Origin of the sequence: Longispora fulva, from assembly GCF_015751905.1 — a bacterium.
Taxonomy (GTDB): domain Bacteria; phylum Actinomycetota; class Actinomycetes; order Mycobacteriales; family Micromonosporaceae; genus Longispora; species Longispora fulva.
In genome coordinates, this window is the sequence record NZ_JADOUF010000001.1 from 5,095,136 (window position 1) to 5,117,831 (window position 22,696).

25 protein-coding genes, 1 tRNA gene and 1 pseudogene are annotated in these 22,696 nt (G+C 70.5%); 17 read left to right on the forward strand and 10 right to left on the reverse strand.

The genetic code is table 11. From position 1 onward, the window contains the following. Nucleotides 1–46: 46 nt before the first annotated feature. The 3 genes from IW245_RS22740 to IW245_RS22750 all read right to left on the reverse strand — a co-directional run bounded on the left by IW245_RS22740 (nt 47) and on the right by IW245_RS22750 (nt 1,571). Nucleotides 47–364: a helix-turn-helix domain-containing protein gene (locus IW245_RS22740; RefSeq protein ID WP_197005197.1), complete on the reverse strand. Its 318-nt coding sequence runs from the start codon at nt 362–364 to the stop codon at nt 47–49. Continuing rightward, nucleotides 361–732 carry a type II toxin-antitoxin system RelE/ParE family toxin gene (locus tag IW245_RS22745; RefSeq protein WP_372445219.1) on the reverse strand — a complete coding sequence of 124 codons (372 nt, stop codon included), beginning with the start codon at nt 730–732 and terminating at the stop codon, nt 361–363. Before IW245_RS22745 ends, IW245_RS22740 begins: the two co-directional genes overlap by 4 nt. A 101-nt stretch (nt 733–833) precedes the next feature. Further along, nucleotides 834–1,571: an alpha/beta fold hydrolase gene (locus tag IW245_RS22750; RefSeq protein WP_197005198.1), complete on the reverse strand. Its 738-nt coding sequence runs from the start codon at nt 1,569–1,571 to the stop codon at nt 834–836. Nucleotides 1,572–1,622: 51 nt separating this feature from the next. On the opposite strand from IW245_RS22750, the gene IW245_RS22755 reads away from it, so the two are divergent. The 6 genes from IW245_RS22755 to IW245_RS22780 all read left to right on the forward strand — a co-directional run bounded on the left by IW245_RS22755 (nt 1,623) and on the right by IW245_RS22780 (nt 4,410). Next, the gene (locus tag IW245_RS22755) at nt 1,623–2,138 is read left to right on the forward strand and encodes a PadR family transcriptional regulator (protein WP_197005199.1); all 516 of its coding nucleotides are present in this window, start codon (nt 1,623–1,625) and stop codon (nt 2,136–2,138) included. 51 nt (nt 2,139–2,189) lie between these two features. Further along, complete coding sequence (locus IW245_RS22760; protein ID WP_197005200.1) at nt 2,190–2,735, forward strand: GNAT family N-acetyltransferase; 546 nt, start codon at nt 2,190–2,192, stop codon at nt 2,733–2,735. Next, nucleotides 2,735–2,956, forward strand: coding sequence for a hypothetical protein (locus tag IW245_RS22765; protein WP_197005201.1), 222 nt, complete (start codon nt 2,735–2,737; stop codon nt 2,954–2,956). The genes IW245_RS22760 and IW245_RS22765 overlap by 1 nt, the downstream gene beginning before the upstream one ends. Before the next feature lie 8 nt (nt 2,957–2,964). Further along, a complete protein-coding gene (locus IW245_RS22770; protein ID WP_197005202.1) occupies nt 2,965–3,351 on the forward strand; it encodes a hypothetical protein in 387 nt (128 codons plus the stop codon). 182 nt (nt 3,352–3,533) lie between these two features. Then, entirely contained in the window at nt 3,534–4,073 is a 540-nt protein-coding gene (locus IW245_RS22775) for an RNA polymerase sigma factor (RefSeq protein WP_197005203.1), read from the forward strand. Further along, the gene (locus IW245_RS22780; protein ID WP_197005204.1) at nt 4,066–4,410 is read left to right on the forward strand and encodes a hypothetical protein; all 345 of its coding nucleotides are present in this window, start codon (nt 4,066–4,068) and stop codon (nt 4,408–4,410) included. The genes IW245_RS22775 and IW245_RS22780 overlap by 8 nt, the downstream gene beginning before the upstream one ends. Before the next feature lie 123 nt (nt 4,411–4,533). Here the strand turns inward: IW245_RS22780 and IW245_RS22785 are convergent, their stop codons facing one another. Continuing rightward, entirely contained in the window at nt 4,534–6,081 is a 1,548-nt protein-coding gene (locus IW245_RS22785; protein ID WP_197005205.1) for a CocE/NonD family hydrolase, read from the reverse strand. Between the two features lie 105 nt (nt 6,082–6,186). Here IW245_RS22785 and IW245_RS22790 point away from each other — a divergent pair, with 105 nt between their 5' ends. The 6 genes from IW245_RS22790 to IW245_RS22815 all read left to right on the forward strand — a co-directional run bounded on the left by IW245_RS22790 (nt 6,187) and on the right by IW245_RS22815 (nt 12,575). Then, nucleotides 6,187–7,353, forward strand: coding sequence for a PucR family transcriptional regulator (locus IW245_RS22790; protein WP_197005206.1), 1,167 nt, complete (start codon nt 6,187–6,189; stop codon nt 7,351–7,353). Between the two features lie 179 nt (nt 7,354–7,532). Beyond that, nucleotides 7,533–8,702, forward strand: a complete 1,170-nt coding sequence (locus tag IW245_RS22795; protein ID WP_197005207.1) for an acyltransferase domain-containing protein — start codon at nt 7,533–7,535, stop codon at nt 8,700–8,702. Continuing rightward, the gene (locus IW245_RS22800; RefSeq protein ID WP_197005208.1) at nt 8,699–9,634 is read left to right on the forward strand and encodes a beta-ketoacyl-ACP synthase III; all 936 of its coding nucleotides are present in this window, start codon (nt 8,699–8,701) and stop codon (nt 9,632–9,634) included. Before IW245_RS22795 ends, IW245_RS22800 begins: the two co-directional genes overlap by 4 nt. A gap of 35 nt (nt 9,635–9,669) precedes the next feature. Continuing rightward, nucleotides 9,670–9,918 (forward strand): acyl carrier protein, encoded by a 249-nt coding sequence (locus IW245_RS22805; protein ID WP_197005209.1) that lies wholly within the window; start codon nt 9,670–9,672, stop codon nt 9,916–9,918. Continuing rightward, on the forward strand, nt 9,915–11,141 hold the full coding sequence (fabF, locus tag IW245_RS22810; RefSeq protein WP_197005210.1) for a beta-ketoacyl-ACP synthase II: 1,227 nt from the start codon (nt 9,915–9,917) through the stop codon (nt 11,139–11,141). The genes IW245_RS22805 and fabF overlap by 4 nt, the downstream gene beginning before the upstream one ends. Before the next feature lie 15 nt (nt 11,142–11,156). Beyond that, nucleotides 11,157–12,575: an acyl-CoA carboxylase subunit beta gene (locus IW245_RS22815; RefSeq protein WP_197005211.1), complete on the forward strand. Its 1,419-nt coding sequence runs from the start codon at nt 11,157–11,159 to the stop codon at nt 12,573–12,575. A gap of 305 nt (nt 12,576–12,880) precedes the next feature. Here the strand turns inward: IW245_RS22815 and IW245_RS22820 are convergent, their stop codons facing one another. The 3 genes from IW245_RS22820 to IW245_RS22830 form a co-directional block, all read right to left on the reverse strand. Further along, nucleotides 12,881–13,336 (reverse strand): hypothetical protein, encoded by a 456-nt coding sequence (locus IW245_RS22820; protein WP_197005212.1) that lies wholly within the window; start codon nt 13,334–13,336, stop codon nt 12,881–12,883. 291 nt (nt 13,337–13,627) lie between these two features. After that, entirely contained in the window at nt 13,628–15,277 is a 1,650-nt protein-coding gene (locus tag IW245_RS22825; RefSeq protein ID WP_197005213.1) for a glycoside hydrolase family 3 protein, read from the reverse strand. A 9-nt stretch (nt 15,278–15,286) separates the two neighbouring features. Continuing rightward, nucleotides 15,287–15,778 (reverse strand): DUF3145 domain-containing protein, encoded by a 492-nt coding sequence (locus tag IW245_RS22830; protein WP_197005214.1) that lies wholly within the window; start codon nt 15,776–15,778, stop codon nt 15,287–15,289. A 274-nt stretch (nt 15,779–16,052) separates the two neighbouring features. Between IW245_RS22830 and IW245_RS22835 the strand changes: the two genes are divergently transcribed. The 3 genes from IW245_RS22835 (at nt 16,053) to IW245_RS22845 (ending at nt 18,287) form a co-directional block, all read left to right on the forward strand. Next, on the forward strand, nt 16,053–16,394 hold the full coding sequence (locus IW245_RS22835; RefSeq protein ID WP_197005215.1) for a hypothetical protein: 342 nt from the start codon (nt 16,053–16,055) through the stop codon (nt 16,392–16,394). A 149-nt stretch (nt 16,395–16,543) separates the two neighbouring features. Beyond that, nucleotides 16,544–17,251 (forward strand): hypothetical protein, encoded by a 708-nt coding sequence (locus tag IW245_RS22840; RefSeq protein WP_197005216.1) that lies wholly within the window; start codon nt 16,544–16,546, stop codon nt 17,249–17,251. A gap of 52 nt (nt 17,252–17,303) precedes the next feature. Then, nucleotides 17,304–18,287 (forward strand): hypothetical protein, encoded by a 984-nt coding sequence (locus tag IW245_RS22845; protein WP_197005217.1) that lies wholly within the window; start codon nt 17,304–17,306, stop codon nt 18,285–18,287. 43 nt (nt 18,288–18,330) lie between these two features. Here IW245_RS22845 and IW245_RS22850 read toward each other — a convergent pair whose 3' ends face one another. Together IW245_RS22850 and IW245_RS22855 are read right to left on the reverse strand one after the other, a co-directional pair. Continuing rightward, nucleotides 18,331–19,215 (reverse strand): septum formation family protein, encoded by an 885-nt coding sequence (locus IW245_RS22850; protein WP_197005218.1) that lies wholly within the window; start codon nt 19,213–19,215, stop codon nt 18,331–18,333. A gap of 212 nt (nt 19,216–19,427) precedes the next feature. After that, entirely contained in the window at nt 19,428–20,042 is a 615-nt protein-coding gene (locus tag IW245_RS22855; protein ID WP_197005219.1) for a carbonic anhydrase, read from the reverse strand. Nucleotides 20,043–20,161: 119 nt separating this feature from the next. Here IW245_RS22855 and IW245_RS22860 point away from each other — a divergent pair. Both IW245_RS22860 and IW245_RS42860 read left to right on the forward strand, forming a co-directional pair. Next, nucleotides 20,162–20,238 (forward strand) — tRNA-Ile (locus IW245_RS22860). Between the two features lie 338 nt (nt 20,239–20,576). Then, entirely contained in the window at nt 20,577–20,975 is a 399-nt protein-coding gene (locus IW245_RS42860) for an outer membrane protein assembly factor BamB family protein (protein ID WP_197005220.1), read from the forward strand. 62 nt (nt 20,976–21,037) lie between these two features. Here the strand turns inward: IW245_RS42860 and IW245_RS22870 are convergent. Then, a pseudogene (locus IW245_RS22870) lies at nt 21,038–22,573 on the reverse strand (ISL3 family transposase). Nucleotides 22,574–22,696: the final 123 nt, after the last annotated feature.

Below are 22,696 nucleotides of genomic sequence, written 5' to 3' on the forward strand. Positions count from 1 at the left end.
GGCAAGCCGAGCCCAGGTCGACGGCCACAAACGGTGTTGCGCGCTTTCAGGCGGCGATGACGTGCTGTTCGTCACCGAAGTCTGCGACGACCTTGAGCCGGCCGCCGAGGGCGGCGATGTAGCTGCGCAGGGTCTCCAGCTCCACATGGTCGAGGTCCCCGGACTCGATCTTGCTGATCCAGGGCTGCTTGACACCCATCACTTCGGCCACCTCGACCTGGGTCATATCGGCACGCTTGCGCAGCTCGGTGAGTTTGAACGCCCGGATCCGCTCTTCCAAGACTCGGCGCTTCTCGACGAGCGCGGTCGGATCCCCGGCACCCAGGGCGAGCGCGTCAGCCCGCACGTCCTTCCAGTTCCTCATCGGTCCTCCTTCTTCATCTCGTCGAGGTGCTCGCTGTAGCGCTGTTCGGCGACCGGGATGTTCTTGCGGTACCAACCCGACCAGTCGCCGGACTTGTCTCCCGCCACCAGCAACAGCGCCCTGCGGACTGGATCGAAGGCGAACAGGATCCTAATCTCCGTTGAGCCCGAAGAGCCGGGTCGCAACTCCTTCATATTGTGGTATTTCGAGCCCTTGAGGCGATCGACTAGCGGTCGGCCGATCGTGGGCCCGTCCTCCGCGAGCTTGTCGATAGCGTCCATCACCAGGTTCGCGGTGTCGAGGTCGCTGACGCACAAATCGAGAAACCAACGGTCAACGTCTTCGTGCAGCAGGATCTCCCAACTCACCTCCCGAACATAACCCACAAGGAATATTCCGTCAAGGAATAGTTGCCGCGAGCACGCAACCCCACACATGGGTCCGGCGTTGATGACCGGCGGCTCACCCGTCACGGGATGGCCGCAACAAACGGTTCCGCCGCGGCGCGGAAGGCCGCCGGCTGGTCGTAGTGCACGACGTGGCCCGCGCCGGGCACCTCCGCGAACGAGCCCAGCGGCAGCCGCTCCCCCATCGCTGTCAGCTCTTCCCTCGAACTTGAGCTCAGTTCACCCCGGACCACCAGCGCCGGGCATTTCACTGAGTCGAGTTCGGCGCGCATGTCGCGCTGCCAGCTGTCGACCAGCTCCAACAGCTGGGCCGGGTCGAAGTGGGGCACGAACCTGCCGTCCCTCTCGTCCATGATCTCGGCGAAGAACCGGCCCTGTCCGGCGTACTCGCGGCCGAAGAAGGCCGCCACCTCGTCGCGGGACCCGAACGATTCCGGCCAGCTGTCGAAGTACGCCCGCCAGCCGGCCGTGCGGGCCTTGCCCAGCGCGGACATGTCGATGACGACGATGCCGCGCACCAGGTCGGGTCGGCGGCCGGCGACCTGCCAGGCGGTCATCCCGCCCATCGAGTGTCCGACGAGCACCGCCGGCCCCACGTCCTCCAGGACCCGCACGACGTCCTCGACCCGGGTGTCGGTGTCGTACGGGCCCGGCGGGGCGTCGCCGTGGCCCCGGCTGTCGAGGGCGAGCACGTGGCCGTGGGCGGTCAGCCAGTCCGCGGTGCCGGTCCATGCCCTCGCCCGGCCCATCAGGCCGTGCAGCAGAACGATCGGCGCGCCGGCGCCTCCGAAGTCCTTCATGATTCATACCTCGATTCGATGTACCTCGTTTCGAGGTGCCACCATAGCACCATGCTGGTCCTGACGATCCTGGGATTCCTGGCCGAGGAGCCGCTGCACGGCTACGAGCTGCGTACCCGGATCGCGGCGCTGTCCGGGCACGCCCGGCCGGTCAGCGACGGCAGCCTGTACCCGGCGATCAACCGGCTCGTCGACAAGGGCCTCGTGGACCGGCGCACCGAGGCCGGGGCCGCCGCGGCACCCCGCCAGGTCCTGGAACTCACCGGGGCCGGTCACGCCGAGCTGCTCCGCCGGCTCCGCGAGCCGACCGACACGGAGATCAGCGACAGCACCCAGTTCTTCGCGGTACTGGCGTTCCTGTCCCGGCTGCCCGACACCGCCGAGCAGCACGCCGTCCTCCGCCGCCGGCTCGCGTTCCTCGAAGCGCCCCGAAGCTTCTTCCAGGTCGCCAGCCGCCCGGTACGCGCCCAGGACGTCGCCGACCCCTACCGGCAGGGCATGTTCGCCGTGGCCAAGGCGTCCAGCCGCGCCGAACGCACCTGGCTGCACTCGATCCTCGACACCTGACCGACCCCATAACCGGTTGGCGGGCCCCGGCGGGTCCGGCAGAATCGGGCGATGGAGCCCAATGAGACTTTGACCTGGGAGGACGTCGTCCTCCGCCGGGTGCGCCCAGAGTTCGCCGACGAGCTGCACGAGCTGATCGAGGACGGCCGCGAGCACATCGCGTCCTGGATGCCGTGGGCCGCCGAGCAGACCTACCAGGACACCGTCGACTTCCTGGCGCGCTCGGTGGCGAGTTGGGACAGCGGCGAGACGTTCAACTACTCGATCTTCGTCGACGGCCGGCTCGTCGGCGGTACCGGCATGATGACCCGGCGCGGCCCGGGCACCCTGGAGATCGGCTACTGGCTGCACCCCGACGCCGTCGGCCGGGGCATCGTCACCCGGGCCTGCCGGGCACAGATCGCCGCGGCGTTCGCGCTGCCCGGGATCGAACGGGTCGAGATCGTGCACGACGCGGCCAACACCCGCAGCGGCGCCGTACCGGCCCGGCTCGGATTCACCGAGGTCGAGCGGGTGCCCACCGACACCCGCTCCAAGAACCACACAGGGCTCGATGTGGTCTGGCGGCTGAACCGGTCCGGAGCTACTGTGAGTTGATGACCGCCGCTCGCACTGCGGCTATCCGCGCCGCGCTCGCCTCCCCGACCCAACCAGAAGAAGCGTGGCTCCGCCGCGCGGAGAACCTTCGCGAGAAGGGCAAAGCTCCAAGCCTCGAGGAGTACACGGACCGGTTACGCCCCTGGCTGGCTGAGCCCGAGCGGCTCGCCGCCGGCCTGGTGGCCAAGGACGCCGCCGCGCTCGCACGCCGCGGCGCATGATCGGTGGAGTGAGCGGCTGGGTCCTCGACGTGGCCGCGCTCCTCGAATTCGCCGACGCCACCTCCTACGCCACCGCCGTCACCCGGGCGGCCCGCCGGCACAGCCTGACGATGCTGGTGCCGATCGGCGTGCTCGCGGAGGTCTACGCCGCCCGTCCCCTGGAACGCAACCGGCTGCGGCTGGTGCCGATCCGCGACGAGCAGGACATGTGGCTGTTGTCGTTGCCGAGTGAGATGCCGGTCGAGCTGCTGGAGCGGTACACGGCGCTGGCCGACGGGGACAAGACGGCGGCGCATGTGGCGCTGCTGGCGTTGCAGCGGGGCTGGCCCGTGGTCACCGACCGCGATCAGCTGTTCCAACGGATCGTGCCCGGAGTCCAGACGATCCCGGCGTGAACCCGGCAAGGCCGGAAGCCGGGTGAATCCTTTGGCGGTGAACGCGTCTCTCATACCTGTGCCGACAACAACGTCGGCACAGGAACGGGAGGTTGTCATGGGGTTCGTCTACGCCGCCGTCGTGGTCGCGGCCGTGCTCACCTGCACGTGCGTCGTCGTGCTGCGCCGGCGGGGTCGCGCGCGTGGCTGAGTCGACCTGGCCCGGTGAGCAGCTGATCGTCGCCGCGCAGGGCGGGGACGCCGGGTCGATCGCCGTGCTGGTGTCCGGGTCGTACCCGCACGTTCGGCGGTTCGCGCGCTCGCTGTGCGCCTCGCCCGAGGACGCCGAGGACGCCGCGCAGGAGGCGCTGATCATCCTGTACCGCAAGATCGGGGCGCTGCGGGCCACCGGCGCGTTGGCGTCGTGGATGTTCCGCATCGTCCGCAACGAGTGCCTGCGCCGGATCCGGCTCACCGGGCGGCGGAGGGACCCGGTCCCGGACGGCGCGGTGCCGTCGGCCGAGGACGAGGTGCTGCACCGGCTGGAGGCGGAACGGGTGGCGGCGGCCATCGCGGCTCTGCCCGCCGACCAGCGGCGGGTGCTGATCATGCGGGACGTTCAGGGCCATCCCGGGCGGGTGGTCGCCGACTTGCTCGGCCTGAGTACCGCGGCGATGAAGTCGCGGCTGCACCGGGCCCGGGCCGCCGTCCACGACACCCTCAAAGGGGTGGACCATGGCTGAGGGTCGAAGCTTCGCCAGCGCGTCGGTGCCCCGGCACCTGGCGCGCGGCGCGGTCGGGTTCGGCGCGCTGATCGGCTCGGTGACGCTGCTTCCCGGGTACGGGCCGGTCAGTCTGCTCCTCGCACCGGTGGGACTGCTCGCGCTGCGCGGGTGCCCGACGTGTTGGGCGATCGGCCTGATCCAGACCCTGTCGAGGGGGCGGTTGCGCCGTTCCTGCACGGACGGCCGCTGCGAGCTGACCCGCGCCGACCACGCTGGGTCGGACCCCGGGGCGGATGTCACCCCGCCAGGCTCCGGCCGCCGCGCGCCGGCCCAGGAACGCGGCGTAACCATCTGATGGTGTTGATCTGGCTCTTGATCTGAGGCGCGGTGGCCCGCTGAGGGCGGGGCTGGCAAGCGTCGGCGGAAGGCGCCAGGCTCTGTCCTGCGCCTTTCGCCGACGCGCCGTCCAGCGTCGTCCTCAGCGGGTCGGTAGTTCCAGCCAGGACGAGCCCTGGTAGGTCACCGTCGCGCCGGGGGTGTCGTTCATGTCGAGGTAGAGGGAGTCCTTGCCGTCGAGGACGAGGGCGAGGCGGTGTCCGGCCGGGACGTCGTAGGCGGCGGCCGGGAAGGTCGCGTCGAGGGTGGATGTCGTCGACAGCCAGGTCACGGGCGTGTGCGTGATCAGTTGGCCGCCGCCGAGGGCGTCGAGGTCGTAGAGGTAGGCGACGACGGTGCCGCGCGGGGCGCTGGGGTTGACGGCGAGGTGCAGCTTCGCGGTGCCGCGGACCTTGACGCCGTCGGAGTAGCCGTCCGACGTCCACACGCCGGCGTTGAGTCTGCTCACGGCGGGGAGCCAGACCGTGGGCGGGATTCCGGTGAGCGTGTCCAGGGCCCCGGACACGAGGGCGACGCCGCCGTAGGCCGGGGTGTCGACGCGGGGCCAGGTCTGCCGGGACCAGCCGGTGGCCGGGGTGCCGCCCAGGTCCCCGGTGCCGTCCCACCAGCGGACCTCGCCGAGACCGAGCCGGGTGGTCGCGGTGCGGGTGGCGGCCCAGTCGGGGTAGGTCTCGACGGCGGAGGAGCCGTGCGGGCGGAGCACGACGCCCTGGCCGATGGTGCCGCCGGGGCCCAGGTACCGGTCGAACCACTGCCGGGTGGAGTCCCATACGTGGTTCGGGAGCCCGGCCAGGCCGAGTCCTTCGACGATGGCGTGGTCTCCGGGCGCGAACTCCAGGCGCTTGGGGCCGGTGAGGCGGCCGTAGAAGTCGACGAGCTGGTTGGGCGGGAAGATCGAGTCGCCGTAGGCGTTGGCCATCAGGATCGCCGGCTGGTGGGCGTTGATCCCGTCGAGGTAGGTGGCCGCGGAGCGGATCTTGGCCCAGGACTTGATGTTGTCGATGTCGCGGTTGGCGTAGAAGTCGCCGAGGATCCCGGTCAGCTCCGCGGAGGGTTTGCCGGTGATCAGGGCGGCGATGCCGAGGAAGCCGACGGACTGGCCGTGGCGGGTCTGCTGGTCGTAGAGGGAGTAGACCAGGTCCGACCAGCCGCTCATGGCGCTGACCGCCCTGATCCGGGGGTCGTGGCCGGCCGCGATGAGGCTGATGCCCGCGCCGTAGGAGATGCCGGCCGTGCCGATCCGGTCCGGGTCGACGGCCGGGTTGGCGACCATCCAGTCGACGGCGGTGCGGGCGTCGGCGACGTCCTTCGGGCCGGCGGTGTCGATCTGGCCACCGGACAGCCAGAAGCCGCGCGCGCCGTAGGACATCACGACGTAGCCGGCCTCGGCGAACTTACTCGCTTGGGCCAGGTACTCCAGGTCGTTGATGCCCCAGCTGCTGATGAACACGATCCCGGGGTGCCGGCCGGGGGTGGTGGGGGCGATGACGTTGGCCTTGAGGACGACGCCGTCGCTCGCGGTCAGGTCAAAGAACGTGAATCCGGTGGTACTGGGTGCCGCGTGCGCGGGTACCGCCGCCCCGAACAGGACGAGCGTGGCGAGCACGACAAGCGTGAGTAATCGACGCATGAACATCTCCCTATGTCCGCGAAGTTACCGGAGGGTAACGTCGATGTGTCCTGCGCCACAAGACCCGGAAGGAGACAACGGCACCAACATGGCAGGCTGGTGACCGTGAGTACCCCGGAACCACCACTGACCGCCACGATCCGCCAGATCGAACGCGCCGCCGGCTCGCTGGCCACGCAGAGCGTCGCCAAGATGGAGGACGAGCTCGGTTGGTTCCGGGAACTGCCCGCCGACCAGCGGTCCTGGGTCATGCTCGTCGCCCAGGCCGGCGTCCGGTCGTTCCTGGAGTGGCTGCGCGGCGAGGGCACCCCCGGCGAGGTCAGCGACGAGGTGTTCGACGCCGCGCCCCGCGAGCTGGCCCGGTCGATCACGCTGCAGCACACCGTCGCCCTGATCAAAGTCACGATCGACGTCGTCGAGGAGCAGGTCCCGCACCTGGCCGCCCCCGGCGAGGAGGCCGAGCTGCGGATGGCGGTGCTGCGGTTCTCCCGGGAGATCGCGTTCGCCGCCGCCCGGGTGTACGCGCGGGCCGCCGAGACCCGCGGCGCCTGGGACGCGCGCCTGCAGGCCCTGCTCGTGGACGCGCTGCTGCGCGGGGACTCCTCCGACGTGCTCGCCAGCCGAGCCGCCGCCCTGGGCTGGACGGACGCCAGCCCGGTGGCCGTGGCCGTGGGGCGCTCACCCGGCGGGGAGGCTAGCGCCGTTTTGCATGTTCTGCACCGCTACGCCCGGCGGATGGGCGTGGAGATCCTCGGCGGGGTGCACGGCGACCGGCTCGTCGTCGTCCTCGGCGGGGCCGCCGACCCCCTCGCCACGGCGGAGAAGCTGCTCGGCGGGTTCGGCGACGGGCCCGTCGTGGTCGGACCGGCCGTCGCGTCCCTGGACGAGGCCACCGAGTCGGCCCGGGCCGCACTGTCCGGTTTCCGGGCAGCCCCCGCCTGGCCCGCCGCCCCACGGCCGGTGGCGACGGCGGAGCTGCTGCCCGAGCGGGCCATCGCCGGCGACCCGGAGGCCCGGCGGATCCTGCGCACCGACATCTACGGCGCGCTCACCAAAGCCGGCGGGGAACTGCTGGACACCCTCGACGCGTTCTTCGCCGTCGGCGGGGTGCTGGAGAGCGCCGCCCGGCAGTTGTTCGTGCACCCGAACACCGTCCGGTACCGCCTCCGCCGGATCGCCGAGGTGACCGGTCTGTCCCCGATGAACCCGCGTGAGGCTTTCGCCCTGCGGGTGGCCCTGACCATCGGCCGGCTGGATCCCGTCGGATCGTGAGGTGTTTCACTCCGCGATCCCGGATCGACAGGCACGTCACACCCAACGCTCTGACCTGGTCATTTAGACTGACTCAGCTGATCGGCTGATTGTCTTTGTAGGAACCCTACAACGTTTGTCGTCAGGTTTGGTGCCCTGCGATAGGGCCCGCACCTGTCCCGATCGGCCACAGTCAGAAGGTGCTTGCCGTACTCGCTCCCGGTCAGGGCTCACAGAAGCCCGGCTTCCTCACTCCGTGGCTCGACCTGCCCGGCGTCGAACCCCGCCTGCGGTGGTGGTCGGCGCTCGCGGGCATCGACCTCGTCCACCTCGGCACGACCGCGGACGCCGACGAGATCAAGGACACCGCCAAGACCCAGCCGCTCCTCGTCGCCGCGGCCCTCCTCGCCGCCGAGCAGCTCCCGCTGCACGACGTCGCTCTGGTCGCCGGACACAGCGTCGGCGAGCTCGGCGCCGCCGCCCTCGCCGGAGTGCTCAGCCCCGAGGCCGCCGTGACCCTCGCCGGGGTCCGCGGCCGCGAGATGGCCGCCGCCTGCGCCGTCGAGCCCACCGGGATGGTCGCCATCCTCGGCGGCGACCCCGACGAGGTGCTCGCCGCCATCGAGGCCGCCGGGCTGCACCCCGCCAACCGCAACGGCGCCGGCCAGATCGTCGCCGCCGGCTCCCTCGCCGGGCTCGAGAAGCTCAGCGACAACGCGCCCGCCGGCGCGAAGATCATCAAGCTGTCCGTCGCCGGGGCGTTCCACACCCCCTACATGGCACCGGCCGAGCAGGCGCTCGTCGCCCTCGCCCCCGGGATCACGGTGCACCAGCCGAGCCGCCTCGTGCTGTCCAACCTCGACGGGTCCGCCGTCACCGGCGGCAACGAGCTCGTGCAGCGCCTCGTCCGCCAGGTCACCGCCCCCGTCCGCTGGGACCTGTGCATGGACACCCTCGCCGACCTCGGCGTGACCGCCGTGATCGAGCTGCCGCCGGCCGGCACGCTCGCCGGCCTGGTCAAGCGCACCATCAAGGGCATCGAGATCGTCAAGGTCAACACGCCCGACGACCTCAAGGCTGCCCGGGACCTCATCGCCCGGCACGGGGTCGCCCCCACCCACGAGCCCATCCCGCACTTCCAGGTCGCCGTGTCCACCGCCGCCGGCAACTTCCAGCCGGCCGAGGGCCTCACCGAAGGCTCGGACGTGAAGAACGGCCAGGTCATCGGGCACATCGAGACCCGCCAGGGCCCGATCGACGTCACCACCCACGCCGCCGGCACCCTGATCGAATGGCTCGCCAGCCCGGCGGACCCGGTCGCTCCGGGCCAGCCCCTCGCCCGGCTGCACCCGACCGGAGGTACCGCATGACCGGCTCCCGCATCGTCTCCATGGGCCACTACCAGCCCTCCAAGGTCCTCACCAACGACGACCTGGCCCAGATCGTCGAAACCAACGACGAGTGGATCCAGTCCCGGGTGGGCATCAAGGAGCGCCGGATCGCCGACACCGAGACGGTCGCCGACATGGCCGGCTGGGCCGCCGAGAAGGCCCTCGCCAACTCCGGCCTCACCGCGGCCGACATCGACCTCGTCGTGGTGGCCACCACGTCCTCCATCGACCGGTGCCCCAACATGGCGACCCGGGTCGCCCGCAAGCTCGGCATCACCGCCCCCGGCGCGTACGACATCAACACCGCCTGCTCCGGCTTCTCCTACGCCCTGGCGACCGTCGACCACGCCATCCGCGCCGGCGCCTCGAAGAACGCCATCGTCATCGGCGTCGAGAAGCTCTCCGACATCACCGACTGGACCGACCGCTCCACCGCCGTCATCTTCGGCGACGGGGCCGGCGCCGCCGTCGTGTCCGCCAGCGACGAGCCGATGATCGGCCCCGTGCTGTGGGGCTCGGACCCCGAGAAGGGCGACGCGATCGTCATCGAGGGCTGGCGGCCCTACATCCAGCAGGCCGGGCAGACCGTGTTCCGCTGGGCGACGTTCGCACTACCGGCGCTGGCCGCCGAAGCCTGCGAGCGGGCCGGCATCAAACCCAGCGAACTGGTCGCCTTCGTCCCACACCAGGCCAACCTGCGGATCATCGAACCTCTCGCCCGTAAGCTGGGCGCGCCCGACCTGATCGTCGCCCGCGACGTGGTCGAGTCCGGTAACACCTCGGCGGCATCGATCCCGATGGCGCTGTCCAAGCTGGTCGAACGGCGGGAGATCCCGTCCGGCGCGCCGGTGCTGCTGTTCGGGTTCGGCGGTGGACTGACCTATGCCGGTCAGGTCATCCGCTGCCCGTAACAGCACTTTTCCACCTATGAAAGGAACCATCAGAAATGGCTCGTGAAGAGATCGTCGAAGGCCTCGCGGAGATCCTCGAAGAGGTCGCCGGTGTGAACCCCGAGGACGTCGCCGAGGAGAAGTCCTTCACCGAGGAGCTCGACGTCGACTCGCTCTCCATGGTCGAGGTCGTCGTGGCGGCCGAGGAGAAGTTCGGCGTGAAGATCCCGGACGACGAGGTCCAGAACCTCCGCACCGTGGGTGACGCCGTCTCCTTCATCGAGAAGGCACAGGCAGCGCTGTGAGCAATGCCGACGTCGTAGTCACCGGGCTCGGCGCGACCACCCCGCTGGGCGGGGACGTCGCGTCCACCTGGGCCGGGCTACTCGCCGGTCGCTCCGGCGTCGGCCCCCTCACCCAGGACTGGGCGGCCCAGCTGACCGTACGCATCGCCGCCCAACTGGCCGAGGACCCGAGCACGAAGCTCGACCGGATCAAGGCCCGACGCATGGACCGTTCCGAGCAGGTCGCCGTCGTCGCGTCCCGCGAGGCGTGGACCGACGCCGGCCTCGACGACGTCGAGGTCGACCGCGGCCGGCTCGGGGTCGTCGTCGGCTCCGGGATCGGCGGCGCGACCACGCTGCTCGCCCAGGACGACATCCTCGAGCAGCACGGACCCCGCAAGGTGTCCCCGCACACCATCCCCATGCTGATGCCCAACGGCCCGGCCGCCTGGGTCGGCCTGACCTTCGGCGCGCAGGCCGGCGTGCACGCCCCCACCAGCGCCTGCGCCACCGGCGCCGAGGCGATCGCCTGGGGCCTGGACATGATCCGCTCCGGTCGCGCCGACGTCGTCATCGCCGGCGGCGTCGAGGCGGTCATCCACCCGCTGCCCATGGCCGGCTTCGGCTCGATGCGGGCCATGTCGATCCGCAATGACGACCCCGAGCGCGCCTCGCGGCCGTGGGACACCGACCGCGACGGCTTCGTCCTCGGCGAGGGCGCCGGCGTCGTCATCCTCGAGCGCGCCGAGCACGCGGCGGCACGCGGCGCGAAGGTCTACGCCCGGCTCTCCGGCTCCGGCATGACCTCCGACGGGTACGACATCGTGCAGCCCGACCCCGAAGGCGTCGGCCAGGCCCGCGCCATGACCCAGGCCATCAAGGAAGCCGGCCTGACCAAGCAGGACATCGGGCACGTCAACGCGCACGCCACGTCCACCCCGGTGGGCGACATCGCCGAGGTCAAGTCGATCGAGGCCGCCGTCGGGCACCACCCGGTGCTGACCGCGCCGAAGTCGATGCTCGGTCACCTGCTCGGCGCTGCCGGTGCCGTGGAGTCCATCGTGACGATCCTGTCCGTGCACCACCAGCTGATCCCGCCGACGATCAACCTGGACGTCCCGGACCCGGGGCTGACCCTGGAGGTCGTCACGGGCGAACCGCGCAAGATGCACCTGGACGCCGCGCTGAACAACTCGTTCGGCTTCGGCGGGCACAACGTCGCCCTGCTGTTCACCCGGGCTTAGGAGAAGAGCGCTGTGATGACCACGAATTCCGCTTCGACCGACGACACCATCGTCGATCACCGGGACCCGGAGCCGCGCCTCCGGGCGCTGTTCGACGCCGGTTCCATGCGGGCCATCTCGCCCCGCGACGACTCGGGCGTGATGACCGTCCGTGGTGAGATCGACGGCCAGACCGTCATCGCGTACTGCTCCGACGCCCGGCTCATGGGCGGCGCCATGGGTACCGACGGCTGCCAGCACACCGTGGACGCCATCGACGCCGCCGTCCGCGAGCGGGTGCCGGTGATCGGCATCTGGCACTCCGGCGGCGCGCGGCTCCCCGAGGGCGTCGCGGCGCTCGACGGGGTCGGCCAGGTGTTCGCGGCCATGGTCCGCGCGTCCGGTCGGGTGCCGCAGATCTCCGTGGTGCTCGGCCCGGCGGCCGGCGGCGGGGCATACGGCCCGGCCCTCACCGACATCGTGATCATGTCCGACCAGGGCCGGATCTTCGTGACCGGTCCCGAGGTCGTCCGCAGCGTCACCGGCGAGCAGGTCGACATGGAGCGCCTCGGCGGCCCGGAGCCGCACGGCCGCCGCTCCGGCGTCGTGCACATCACCACCAAGGACGAGGCCGGCGCGCTGAGCAAGGCCCGCGAGCTGGCGATCCTCCTCGGCCACCAGGGCCGGTTCTCCCCGGCCGACGTGAACGAGTCCCCGGAGCTCGGCGAGATCCTCCCCGAGCAGGTCAACCGGGCCTACGACGTCAAGCCCGTGGTCAAGGCCATGCTCGACGCCGAGGGCCCGACCGTGGAGCTGCACGCCAAGTGGGCCCCGAACGTGGTCACCACCCTCGGCCGGTTCGCCGGCCGCACGATAGGCGTGATCGCGAACAACCCGCTGCGGCTCGGCGGCTGCCTCGACGCGTCCAGCGCCGAGAAGGCCGCCCGGTTCGTCCGGATGTGCGACGCGCTCGGCGTGCCGCTGATCGTGCTCGTGGACGTCCCCGGCTACCTGCCGGGCGTCGGCCAGGAATGGGACGGCGTCGTGCGGCGCGGCGCGAAGCTGCTGCACGCGTTCGCCGAGGCCGTCGTGCCCCGGATCACCCTGGTCACCCGCAAGGCGTACGGCGGCGCGTACATCGCGATGAACTCCCGCTCGCTCGGCGCGACCGCCGTGTTCGCGTGGCCGAACACCGAGATCGCCGTCATGGGCGCCTCGGCGGCGGTCAACATCCTGGCCCGCAAGAAGCTCGCGGCCGCCAAGCCCGAGGACCGCGAGGCCCTGCGCGCCCAGCTGATCGAGGAGCAGGCCCGCACCGCCGGCGGCGTCGGCCGTGCCCTGGAGATCGGCGTCGTCGACGAGGTCATCGAGCCGGCCAAGACCCGCCGCCGGATCGCCGACGCCCTGGCCGCGGCCCCGGCCGCACGTGGCGCGCACGGGAACATCCCGCTGTAACACCCAGCACGGCGAGCGCCCCCAGCGGTCACTGGGGGCGCTCGTCGTTTCTCAACCCTTGACGGTTACGGCGACACCTGCCCCGGCACGCGACGGCCGCCCCACGCCGACCGACACCGGCGTCAGCCGGGCGCACTCGACAAGCCGCGGGTGCCGCCCCGCCCCTGGTAGCCGACCGGCAGGGTGAGGTACTCCCAGTAGCGCGTATTCGAAAGGCCGCTGGGTTGCCGGCTTCACTGGTCGTGACTGGCGACTGGGCGTGTCCGACCGCCCGGCCATCACCGCGTGCCCCGGTTGGGGCGGGTCTAGGTTTGCGTCGGGCCCATGGTGTCGATGATCTCGCCGATCGCGCTTCGGACGATGTGGGCGTCGGCCGCGGGAGCCTGGCCGGTCATGACCAGTGAGGAGTTGGCCCCCACCGGTACGGCCCAGTGCGTCTGCCACCACGGGCTGTCCTCATGGTCGTAGGCCAGCTCGCACACGTCGATGTCCTCGACGCGGTACTGCGTCACCAGTTCCTGGCCGGGTGCCGCCCAGTTGCCCCCGGTGGGCAGGCTCGTCGTGGACTGCGGGCCCTGCGGGAAGATCTCCGCGCCGCCCGGCTTCGTGAGACGAAACGGAGTGGGTCCCTCACCAGCGGGCGGCGCGCAGAGGTCGAAGCCTTCCGGCCAGGCAAAGGAGAACCAGGTGGTCTCGGCGAGCCAGTACTCGTGGGCAGGGCCGGGAAGAACGTCCACGACGCCGGGCGTCGACTCTCGCACAGATCCGCCAACCACCGTGGACACTGGTCCTTCACCGGTCTGGCAGGTCACCACCACGGAGCTGGGCGTCGAGCCGGAACGGCTGAACGCACAAGGCCCGTACGGCACCAGGCGCAGGCCAAACCCACTCAGCCGGATGTACACGTGTCCCACGGCCGGCACTCTACAGCCGTCAGGCTCCAGTCCGGGCGCCCCGTCCTTGTCCGCGTTGGCCAAGCGGCGGTCCGGTCCGCGCTGGTCGGATCGGCTGTGTCCGCGCGGATCTCGCGCCGCTCCGGCCGGGTGGGCGGCTCAGCAGCTGGAGGCCGGTAGGCCCGGCACGGGGACCGGGGACTTGCCCGAGGCCGGGGCCTTCCCGGCCAGCACCGCCGCGACCGCCTTCATCGACGCGCGCGTCCCGCCGAACACGGCGATCAGCGTCGGGGACTTCGCGGCCCCGAGCACGTACGGCGTGTCCAGCCCGATCGTCACCGCGGCGTCGGGGGCGAGGTCGGCCGCCGTGTCGCCGTAGCCGGTCAGGTGCACGCGGGTGCCGCGCGCGCCCACCTGTACCCCCCAAGGTTTGAGCTCTTCGGTGAGCCACGCGACGCGCTGTTCGTTGCCCGCCGAGCACGTGATCCGCAGCGGCCCGGGGACCCGCACCGGACAGGTGCCGCGCAGGACGGTGACGGCGGCCGCGGCGGCCTTCGCGGCGACGGCCTGGTGCTCGGCGTCGTTGACGGACTCCACGGTCGGCCGGTCCGTCCCGGCGAGCCGCTTGCGCAGGGCCAGGACCCGGCCGGCGGCCTCCAGCAGCCGCGCGCGGGGTAGCGCGCCGGACCGGAGCCCGTCGAGCAGCCCCTGGTACGCCTGCGGCAGGTTCTCCGGCATCAGCAGCAGGTCGTTGCCCGCCACCAGCGCCTTCACGGCCAGCTCGCCGGACGGCAGCGACAGGGCCTTCATGTTCAGCGCGTCGGAGACCACCACGCCCTGGAAGCCCAGTTCGCCGCGCAGAACGTCGGTGAGCACCTTGCGGGACAGCGACGACGGCACGCCGGGGTCGATCGCCCGGGTGTCCAGGTGCCCCGACATGATCATCCAGGTACCGGCGGCGATCGCCTCCCGGAACGGGGCGATATCCTGCGCGTCGAGGGTCTTGCGGTCCTGCTCCAGCACCGGCAGGCCCTCGTGGCTGTCCACGTCGGTGTGCCCGTGCCCGGGGAAGTGCTTCGGGCAGGCGGCGACGCCCTGCTGTTGGAGCCCCTTGACGGCGGCGGCGACGTGCCGGCCGACCAGCCCCGGGTCCGCGCCGTAGGCCCGCGAACCGATGACGGTGTTGCCGGGGCCACCGAGTACGTCCGCCGACGGCGCGAAGTCCACGTTGACCCCGACTGCGGCCAGCTCCGCACCGGCCATCCGCCACGCGGCCTCGGTCAGCGCCGGATCGTCTGCCGCCCCGAACGCCATCCCGGTGGGCAGCAGCGCCATGCCCTCCCGGATCCGGGTCACCGCGCCGTACTCCTGGTCGATGCCGATCAGGGGCGGCAGGCCGTCGACGGCTTTGCGCAGCCCGTCGGTCAGGGTGCGGGCCTGGGCCGGCGACTGCACGTTGGTCGTCGGGTTGGTGTCCTTCGTCGGGTCGTCGGCCGAGGCGCTGACCAGGATCAACCCCGTCAGGTGGTACTTCACCAGCAGCTCCGCCGGCGTGTTCACCCCGCCGATCCGCTGGTTGCCGGCCACCGAACCGGGCGAGACGGCGGTCGCGTCGTTGCCGTAGGCGTACGGCATCAGCACCGCCCCGACCAGCTGCTCGTCCGTGAGGCCGTCCGTCAACAGGGCTTCCTTGGGTTTTCTGGGGCTCGCGTCCGCCCCCGGGGTGTCGCATCCCGCCAGGGCGCCGCCAGCCGCCACCAGCAGAGACGAGGAGAGCAGGACGCGGCGGGTGAGGGGTGGCGACGTCATCGGGACACGTTAGCCAACCTGCGTCAACCAGGTCATCGGCGCGCCGTCGCCAGCGTGCCGGTACGGCTCGAGCTCGGAGTCCCACGCGGTGCCCAGCAGCTTGTCCAGGCCGTGCGCCAGAGCCTCCGTGCCGGTGGCGGCGGCCATCAGGGAACGCAGCCGGTCCTCGGTGAGGGTGATGTCACCATTCGCACTGATCGCGGCGCGGAACAACCCGCGGCTGGGCACGAACATGATCCGCTCGCCGTCGTACCCCGGACTGGGCTCTTCCGTGACCTCGAAACGGGTCATCGGCCACTGTTTGAGGGCAGCGGCGAGCTCAGCACCGGCGCCCGGGCGACCGGACCAGGTGCACTCCGCCCGCAGGGCAGGCGGATCCATCGGTTGTGCCGTCCACTCGAGTCGAACGGGTGTGCGCAAGACACGCCCGATCGCCCATTCGACGTGTGGACACACGGCGGATGGGGTCGAGTGGACATACACGACGCCTCGTGTAGGCACTGTTGACCTCCCGGGTGACCGAGGTTCGTCTTCCCCCACGGCCTCGATCAGCCAGAAATGTCGTTACCCATGATGCAGGCTGCGGCGGGTGTTGCGCCAGTGAACAAGAAAACTCCCGCGAAACATCCGCCGAACCGGGAGTGTACCGGTTTGTCCGTCCCTGGCCTAGTGGCAGGGCCGTTCGACTCGCCGACCGGGCTCGGGTAGACTCTTTCCGGCTAGCGTCCGCGCTGGCTACTCATCTTTTCTCACGTCCGTCTGCAAGGAGTTCCGCGTGGCTAGCAACACGTCGAAGACCGCGCGCGCGTCAGTCCGCGCCGGCCAGGCAGGTGCCGCTGGCGGCGCTCTCAGCGTCCTTGGCGAGTTCAAGTACCTGATCCCGCTGAACGGTGGCAAGCACGTCTACGTGCGCAACCTGACCAACGGCAAGACCGTGCACGCCTCGGTCACCTCGGAGAAGTTCATCGAGGAGATCCGCGTGCTGGCCGCCGCCGGGCACGGTGCCAAGATCCGCGCGGAGCTGGCCTCGCTGGCGACCGCGTACCCGAACGACGGCTGGGACGCCACCGAAGGCCGGCTGGCCGAGGCTGGCATCTTCGAGGCTGCCGCCGCCTAAGTAGTTGTGTGAAAGTGCCCCGGCAGCGTCGCTGCCGGGGCACTTTCGTGTCCGGGGCCGGACGGCGCCCCGGCCCGGGGCGGGCTGGGCCCGGGCGGGAGGGCCCCGGGCACTGTCGCGGGGCCGGGCGGATGGGGGATGCTGGCGGGATGCCGGACCTCCACGACGCGTACGCCCCGCACGTCCCCCAACGGGACCGGCGCGGCGGCCCCGCCTCCCCCGGACTCACCGCGCTCCTCGGCGTCACCCTCGGCACGATCTTCGGCGGCTTCGGCCTGGGCGTGCTGATCAGCGGCACCCTGCCGAACGTCGGACACCCCACCGCCTTCCGGATCATCGTGTGCGGCGGCGGGCTCCTCGTCGCCGCCGGCGGCTACGCCCTGGCGGTCCGCGCCGCCCTGCACGCCCGCAGACTCCGCAGGCTCGGGGCCGACATCCTCACGGCCGACGCGCTAGACGACCTTCCGCCGGCGCTCCGCGACCTCGCCGGCCGGGTCCAGGCCGCTGCCGCCCGGGTCCGGTCCAGCCAGCCGTTCACCGAGGGCTGGCTCCCCCTCGCCGACGGCGAACTCGACCGCGCGGAATGGACGGTGCTCACCGAACTGCGCGCCCTCGCCGCCCTCCCGCCCCTGCCCGTCTCCCCCGGCCTGGAGGACCTCGCAGCCGCCCGAGGGGCCCGGATCAGCACACTGAGCGAACGTATTTCGGAGATCGAGCAGCTCGCGCTCGGCGCCCAACGGCTCGAGCTGACCCTGCGTGACCAGGGAAAGCCCGCCCCGCCAGCCGTGCACACCACCGAACTGTCACAGGCAGTGGTCGCCGTGTCCGAGATGGAGGACTACATCAGGGGACGGTGAGCGGGTAACGTACGGCAACCATCGAACAGCCTCACCCCCCGAGGAGGGTCACATGGCCGCAGCCAACGGCCAGCTGGTCATCGAACGGATTCTGCGCGACCGCGAGGGAATCTGGCGCCAGATCATCGAACAGCGCAAGCTCACCCACCTGACCGGCCAGATGCTGGCCAGCTCATCGATCGCCCTCGCCGTCTACGGCGCGGTGCTCGGCTTCTCCAACGGCCCGCTGCAGGCGGTCGTCTCCCTGGTGAAGCTGCCGATCCTGTTCCTGGTGACGCTGGCGATCTGCCTGCCCACGCTGTACCTGTTCAATCTGGTCTTCGGGGCAAAGCTGTCCATCAACCAGGCCGTCTCCCTCGTGATGACCGCGATCACCGTCATGTCGACGCTGGCCCTCGCGTTCACCCCGATCAGCCTGTTCTTCCTGATCACCGCACCGAACTACAGCTTCTTCAAGCTGCTCAACGTCGCGATCCTGGTGCTCTCGGCGTTCGTGGGCCTGAAGTTCCTCACGTCGGGCATGCAGGCGTTCAACCGGCACCGCGAGGCGGAGGTGCGGCAGGCGGCCATGGTGACGCTCCAGGCTCCGGTTCCCGCGCCGGCCCTCGTGCCCGAGGCCGTGCCGGTCCCCGTGCCCGCTGGCGCCCCGGACGCCGACCCGGGCGTGACTCCCGCCGAGGCACCGGCCCCACAGGTCGTGATGGCCGGCCCGGCCAACGTCGCGATCACCGCACCGGCCCACCCGAACGGCACGCACCCGGGCATGCCGATGCCCATGCCGCCGAACATGCACCACGGCCGCCCGATGCACCCCGGGCAGCGCCCGATGCAGCCACAGCTCCCGCCGGGCGAGCGGCCGGCGAGCATGGGCCTGCTGTACATCTGGATCCTGCTCTTCGGGTTCGTCGGCACCCAGCTCGGCTGGACGCTGCGCCCGTTCTTCGGCGACCCGGACATGAAGTTCCAGCTGTTCCGGGGCATCGAGGGAAACTTCTACGTGGACATCGTCCGCACCCTCGGGGACCTGTTCTCCTGACCTCGCGCGCCCCGGGTCCCGATCGGGACCCGGGGCACCGGTACTAACCGGTCACCGGAACCTTCCCTGCCCCCAGACCCTTGACGCTGCCCGTGAGCTTGCGGTCCTTGAACGTGGTGACGAAACACTGGAAGACGCGGTTCCCGTCCCGGACCTCGGCAGCCTTCGGACCCCAGAACGTGACGTCGATCAGGTCAGAAGTCTCGAACGTTTGCTGATCCCAGCCGAGGAAATCGGTGACCGTCTTTTGACAACCCGCACCGACCGACCGGTCCCGGGCATCGTCATCGGCGGGGGCCGCATCGTCAGCGAGGGTGTAGAGACCCGCGAACTCGGTCGTGTGCGCAGCCGCACAGTCCGGCAGGAAGACGAAGTCGTGGGTCGTGCTGTTCGCGCAACCGAGCAGCAAGGGGCTGGTGCCGGCCAGCGCGCCACGCAGGGAACCCGTCCGGGTGACAAGCGTCGTGCCGGCCGCGTTCCCGACCTCCGCGACATCGCAACTGAACCAGCGCTTCGCCAGGTGATCGGCGTTCTCCTCCGTGTACGAGGTCGTCGCGACCTTGCCCGTCCCCCGCGGTCCACCGAGGAACTTGTCAGCCTCGACCCTGCAGGTCCCGTCGACCTCCTTCTCGGCGTCGGCGGCGGACAGGGACGCCGAGACCCGGCCGACGAAGAACGTCTCGATCTCGTGAGCCTTGGTGCACATGGCGAACCGGCCACCGAACGTGGGAGGGAAGCCGCTCGCCTCCGGGGTAGTCGCGCCCACGTCGGCGGCGTGGCGGCAGGTCCCCGCCTGGGGGGTCAAGGCCGAGCCGTCCCCGACCGGGCCCCGTGTGCTCCCGGCCATCTTGACGAGCAGGCCGACCACTCCCGAGCAGAGAATGAAGATTCCGACGACGAGAAAGATGACGGTCCGTTTTCGCTCCACGGCGCGGCAGCATATGCCAAGAGCGGCCGGCGCGCTGTCCCGTCGTCGACAGGGGCGTAGCGCTGCGGTGTCAGGTGGGTAGCCACTGGGACGATGGGTGCCCTCACCGCGCTGGGTTCCCTGTGGCGGGCACGGCACCACTTGTGTCCGCAAGGCGCTGCTGGCTGAACAGCCCCGGCTTCGTCGCTGGACGCCGGCGACCACGGTACCCGTCAGAGCAGGCGCTCGACCCGCCCGGAGTCGACGTCGTAGCGCGCGGCCACGACCTCGAGCCGTCCGGACGCCCACGCGTCGCTCACCAACGGAATCTCCATGATCGTCTTGACCGTCGCGAGAGTGTGCCGGCGGGAGACGTCCTCAGACCCGCCCTCCTCGCCGACAGACGCCGCGATCTGATCGACCAGAAAACCGAGATCCCCCGCGACCCGCTCCCCCGCCCTGGTGGCGTTCGTCGCCGTGAGGACAGCGCTGCAGTACTGGTGCCCCAGCACGACGATCAGCGGCACCCCCAGCCCCACCGTGAACTCCACCGACCCGAGCAGCGCCGTGTCCAGCACATGCCCGCCGGAGCGCAGCACGCACACAGAACCGAAACCCTGATCGAAAACCAACTCCGGGGGTACCCGCGAATCCAGGCACCCGATCACCACCGCGTACGGCTCCTGGGTCCGCGAATGCGCCCGCCCCGCCTCGTACGGCAGTAGCTGACCAGCAAGGAAACGCTCATTGCCGGCAACCAACGCCCGCCAGGCCTCCTGGGGGGTCCCCGGCCTGGGCGTGTGCACAGCCTCCGCGGAGGCAATCTCGTGTGGAGCCGCTCCGCTCATGCGCACGAAACTAGCAACGGTGGTGCGGCCCTGTCTGTGGAGGAAATCACGTTCCTGGGGGTGGTGGTACGGGGCTGGGTGGGCGTGGGGGGTTGGGGTTTGGGTAGGCTGTTCGGGCCGGGGCGGTAGCTCAGCCGGTTAGAGCAGGGGACTCATAATCCCTTGGTCGTGGGTTCGAGCCCCACCCGCCCCACCATTCATATGGTCTCTGACCTGTGGAAACATAGTTTTGGCCCGCCGCGCCGTGTCCGTTTTGCGGAGCGCGGTGCTCCCGTGGCGCTCCTCCGACATGGAGCGATTTATGCTGGCCGGTCCAGACGGGCCGACGATGATCCTGCGGTGACCGCTCCACCTGGCCACGGCTCCGGAAATTGCGGCTTGCTGGCGGGATGGGTGTGAGTTGCCGTCGACGCCGGCATCAGCTGGAAACAGCCTGTATATCAGCCTGGAGCGACCGCGTGCATCGGCTCGGTCGGGTACGAGCCGTAAGGATTCTGGTTTGCGCGAGGTCCCCTGGTCTGGTGCCCTGTTCGAGTGCACGCTCCGCCCCGATGGCACCGCCCGCTTCACCAGCGCGGCTCGTCCTCGGCATGGGCGGTGACCAAAGACTGGGTTGTGGTCCACGAACGCGTTACCCGACTCGTGTGCCTGAACAACCTCGATGGAACGGTCGTGTGGGATGTTCCCGTTGGCACCTGGCCGCGATCGCTGGTGCTCGCCGGCGACCGTTGTCTCGCCATCGCGCAGAACGTCCCTTACCTGGTTTGCCTGGACATCCGTACCGGGGAGCGTCTGTGGGCAGCCGAGCTTCCAGAACCCACCACCGGCCATGTGACGGTCGTTGGCGACGTCGTGTTGGCGGGCGGCTGGCGGGGGAGTTGTCAGTCCGCTCGAACATGTCCGTCATCAGAAGTTTCGTGGCCACGGCCGTGAGGGTGAGGGTGCTTGTCAAGATTTTGGCTCTGTCGCGAATCCGGTGGTGACGGTGGGTGAGGTCAGCCGAGGAGGATGCGGTGGCGGAGCAGGGCGAAGCCGGCGCGTCCGTGCATCTGGCGCATGATCCGTTTCGTTTTCGTGTTCACGCCTTCGGTGCCTCCGTTGTGGAATGGGAGGGTGACGGCGGCTTGAACGGCTTGACGGTCGAAGTCCAGGCCACGGGTGAAGGCGTGCAGGTGTGGTAGGTCGGCGCCCCGGGCTCGGGCGATCCAGCCGTCGAGGAGGTCGGCGTTGCCTGTTGCTGGGGTGAGCAGGGCTGCGAAGGAGCGGACCAGTCCGGCCAGGACGGTCATCTCGGGGCAGGCGGTGGTGAGCTCGTAGCAGAGACGTTGCTGGTCGTTGCTGAGCGTGGTGGGTCGGGTGAGGATCATGCTGGTCAGCCGGCGGGGTGAGACCGCGAGGCGGTCGGCTTCGACGCGGCCGTCGGTGATGTAGCGGTAGAGCAGATTCTGGCTGCCTGCATAGCCCAGCGCCCGGATCTCGGCCAGCAGCCGCAGGACCGGGACGGCCGGGTCGGCGTCGCGGCGTCGGCGCAGGTGATCGCGGTACGGGTCGACGAGGGTGGGCCGGTAGGCGGGCACCCGGACCAGGCGCTCGGGCTGGGAAGCGCGTGCGTACTTCTTGACGGTGTTGATCGCGATCCCGAGACGACGTCCGCATTCCAGCAGCCCCACGCCTTTGCCGAGCAGGTGGTGGACCTGCTGCCAGCGTTGGCGGGTGGTGACCGCCCGTCTGCTGTCCTCTCGCGGCGGCGGGCCGGCCTTGCCCCAGCAGGAGCTGTGCGCGGTGACCTCCTTCAGCACCGCCTGGCCGAGGTTGGACCAAATATGCCACCTGTCCCCAACCTGCACCGCGTCGGGAATCACCCGGCGGACGGCCTATGCGTAGGCGGCCGATCCGTCCCGGGTCACGACCTCGACTCCGGGATGCTCGCGTAGCCACGACTCCAGCATCTCAACCCTGCGGCCCGGCAGAACATCGATGCACTGGCGAGTCTCGGCGTCGATAAGCACGGTGGCGTACCGGCACCGGCGCTTCAAGGCGAAATCATCCACCCGGAGCACCCGCGGAACCGGCCGCCGCGGCAGCGGCAGCCCCAGCAGCACCCGCAGGGCGGTGTGCCGGGACACCAGCACCGCCAACGCGGACAACACCCGCACCCCGGCCCGGCCAGCCAACTCCCGCACCACCACACCAATCTGCCTGGTCAGACGGGCAGTACGGCGCTGATACCGCTCCAGCACCCCAGGAAGCTGCTCCCGGAACGTCTGCCGGCAACCCCGAGTCAGACACACCAGCCGGCGCACCCGGACCCGGACCACCACCCGCCGCCCGTCCACCGGCACGTCCGCGACCGTCCGCACGTGATAGCCATGCACCCGCTCCGACAACGCCCCACACCCCGGACACGCCACCATCTGATGTGGAGTCCGAGCCAGCACCAGGATCCGCGCGCCCTCGTCGATCACGTCCTCGATCACCAGCGGAGCCAGTCCCGAAAACACCGTGGCCACAAGCTCGTCGGCTTCCCTCATGCAGGATCAACGATGACGATCACTACCCGTCACCACCGGATTCGCGACAGAGCCGGCAATTCAACAACTCCCCGTGAGGGGCGCAGCGAGCACGGCGACCACCGCAGCCCGGCGTCCAGGACT

Bases quoted from the DNA above. Each gene is read 5' to 3' on its own strand.
- IW245_RS22740 (WP_197005197.1), bottom strand. From the start codon at position 364: ATGAGGAACTGGAAGGACGTGCGGGCTGACGCGCTCGCCCTGGGTGCC.
- IW245_RS22750 (WP_197005198.1), bottom strand. From the start codon at position 1,571: ATGAAGGACTTCGGAGGCGCCGGCGCGCCGATCGTTCTGCTGCACGGC.
- IW245_RS22755 (WP_197005199.1), top strand. From the start codon at position 1,623: ATGCTGGTCCTGACGATCCTGGGATTCCTGGCCGAGGAGCCGCTGCAC.
- IW245_RS22760 (WP_197005200.1), top strand. From the start codon at position 2,190: ATGGAGCCCAATGAGACTTTGACCTGGGAGGACGTCGTCCTCCGCCGG.
- IW245_RS22765 (WP_197005201.1), top strand. From the start codon at position 2,735: ATGACCGCCGCTCGCACTGCGGCTATCCGCGCCGCGCTCGCCTCCCCG.
- IW245_RS22780 (WP_197005204.1), top strand. From the start codon at position 4,066: ATGGCTGAGGGTCGAAGCTTCGCCAGCGCGTCGGTGCCCCGGCACCTG.
- IW245_RS22785 (WP_197005205.1), bottom strand. From the start codon at position 6,081: ATGCGTCGATTACTCACGCTTGTCGTGCTCGCCACGCTCGTCCTGTTC.
- IW245_RS22800 (WP_197005208.1), top strand. From the start codon at position 8,699: ATGACCGGCTCCCGCATCGTCTCCATGGGCCACTACCAGCCCTCCAAG.
- IW245_RS22805 (WP_197005209.1), top strand. From the start codon at position 9,670: ATGGCTCGTGAAGAGATCGTCGAAGGCCTCGCGGAGATCCTCGAAGAG.
- IW245_RS22815 (WP_197005211.1), top strand. From the start codon at position 11,157: ATGACCACGAATTCCGCTTCGACCGACGACACCATCGTCGATCACCGG.
- IW245_RS22825 (WP_197005213.1), bottom strand. From the start codon at position 15,277: ATGACGTCGCCACCCCTCACCCGCCGCGTCCTGCTCTCCTCGTCTCTG.
- IW245_RS22840 (WP_197005216.1), top strand. From the start codon at position 16,544: ATGCCGGACCTCCACGACGCGTACGCCCCGCACGTCCCCCAACGGGAC.
- IW245_RS22845 (WP_197005217.1), top strand. From the start codon at position 17,304: ATGGCCGCAGCCAACGGCCAGCTGGTCATCGAACGGATTCTGCGCGAC.
- IW245_RS22855 (WP_197005219.1), bottom strand. From the start codon at position 20,042: ATGAGCGGAGCGGCTCCACACGAGATTGCCTCCGCGGAGGCTGTGCAC.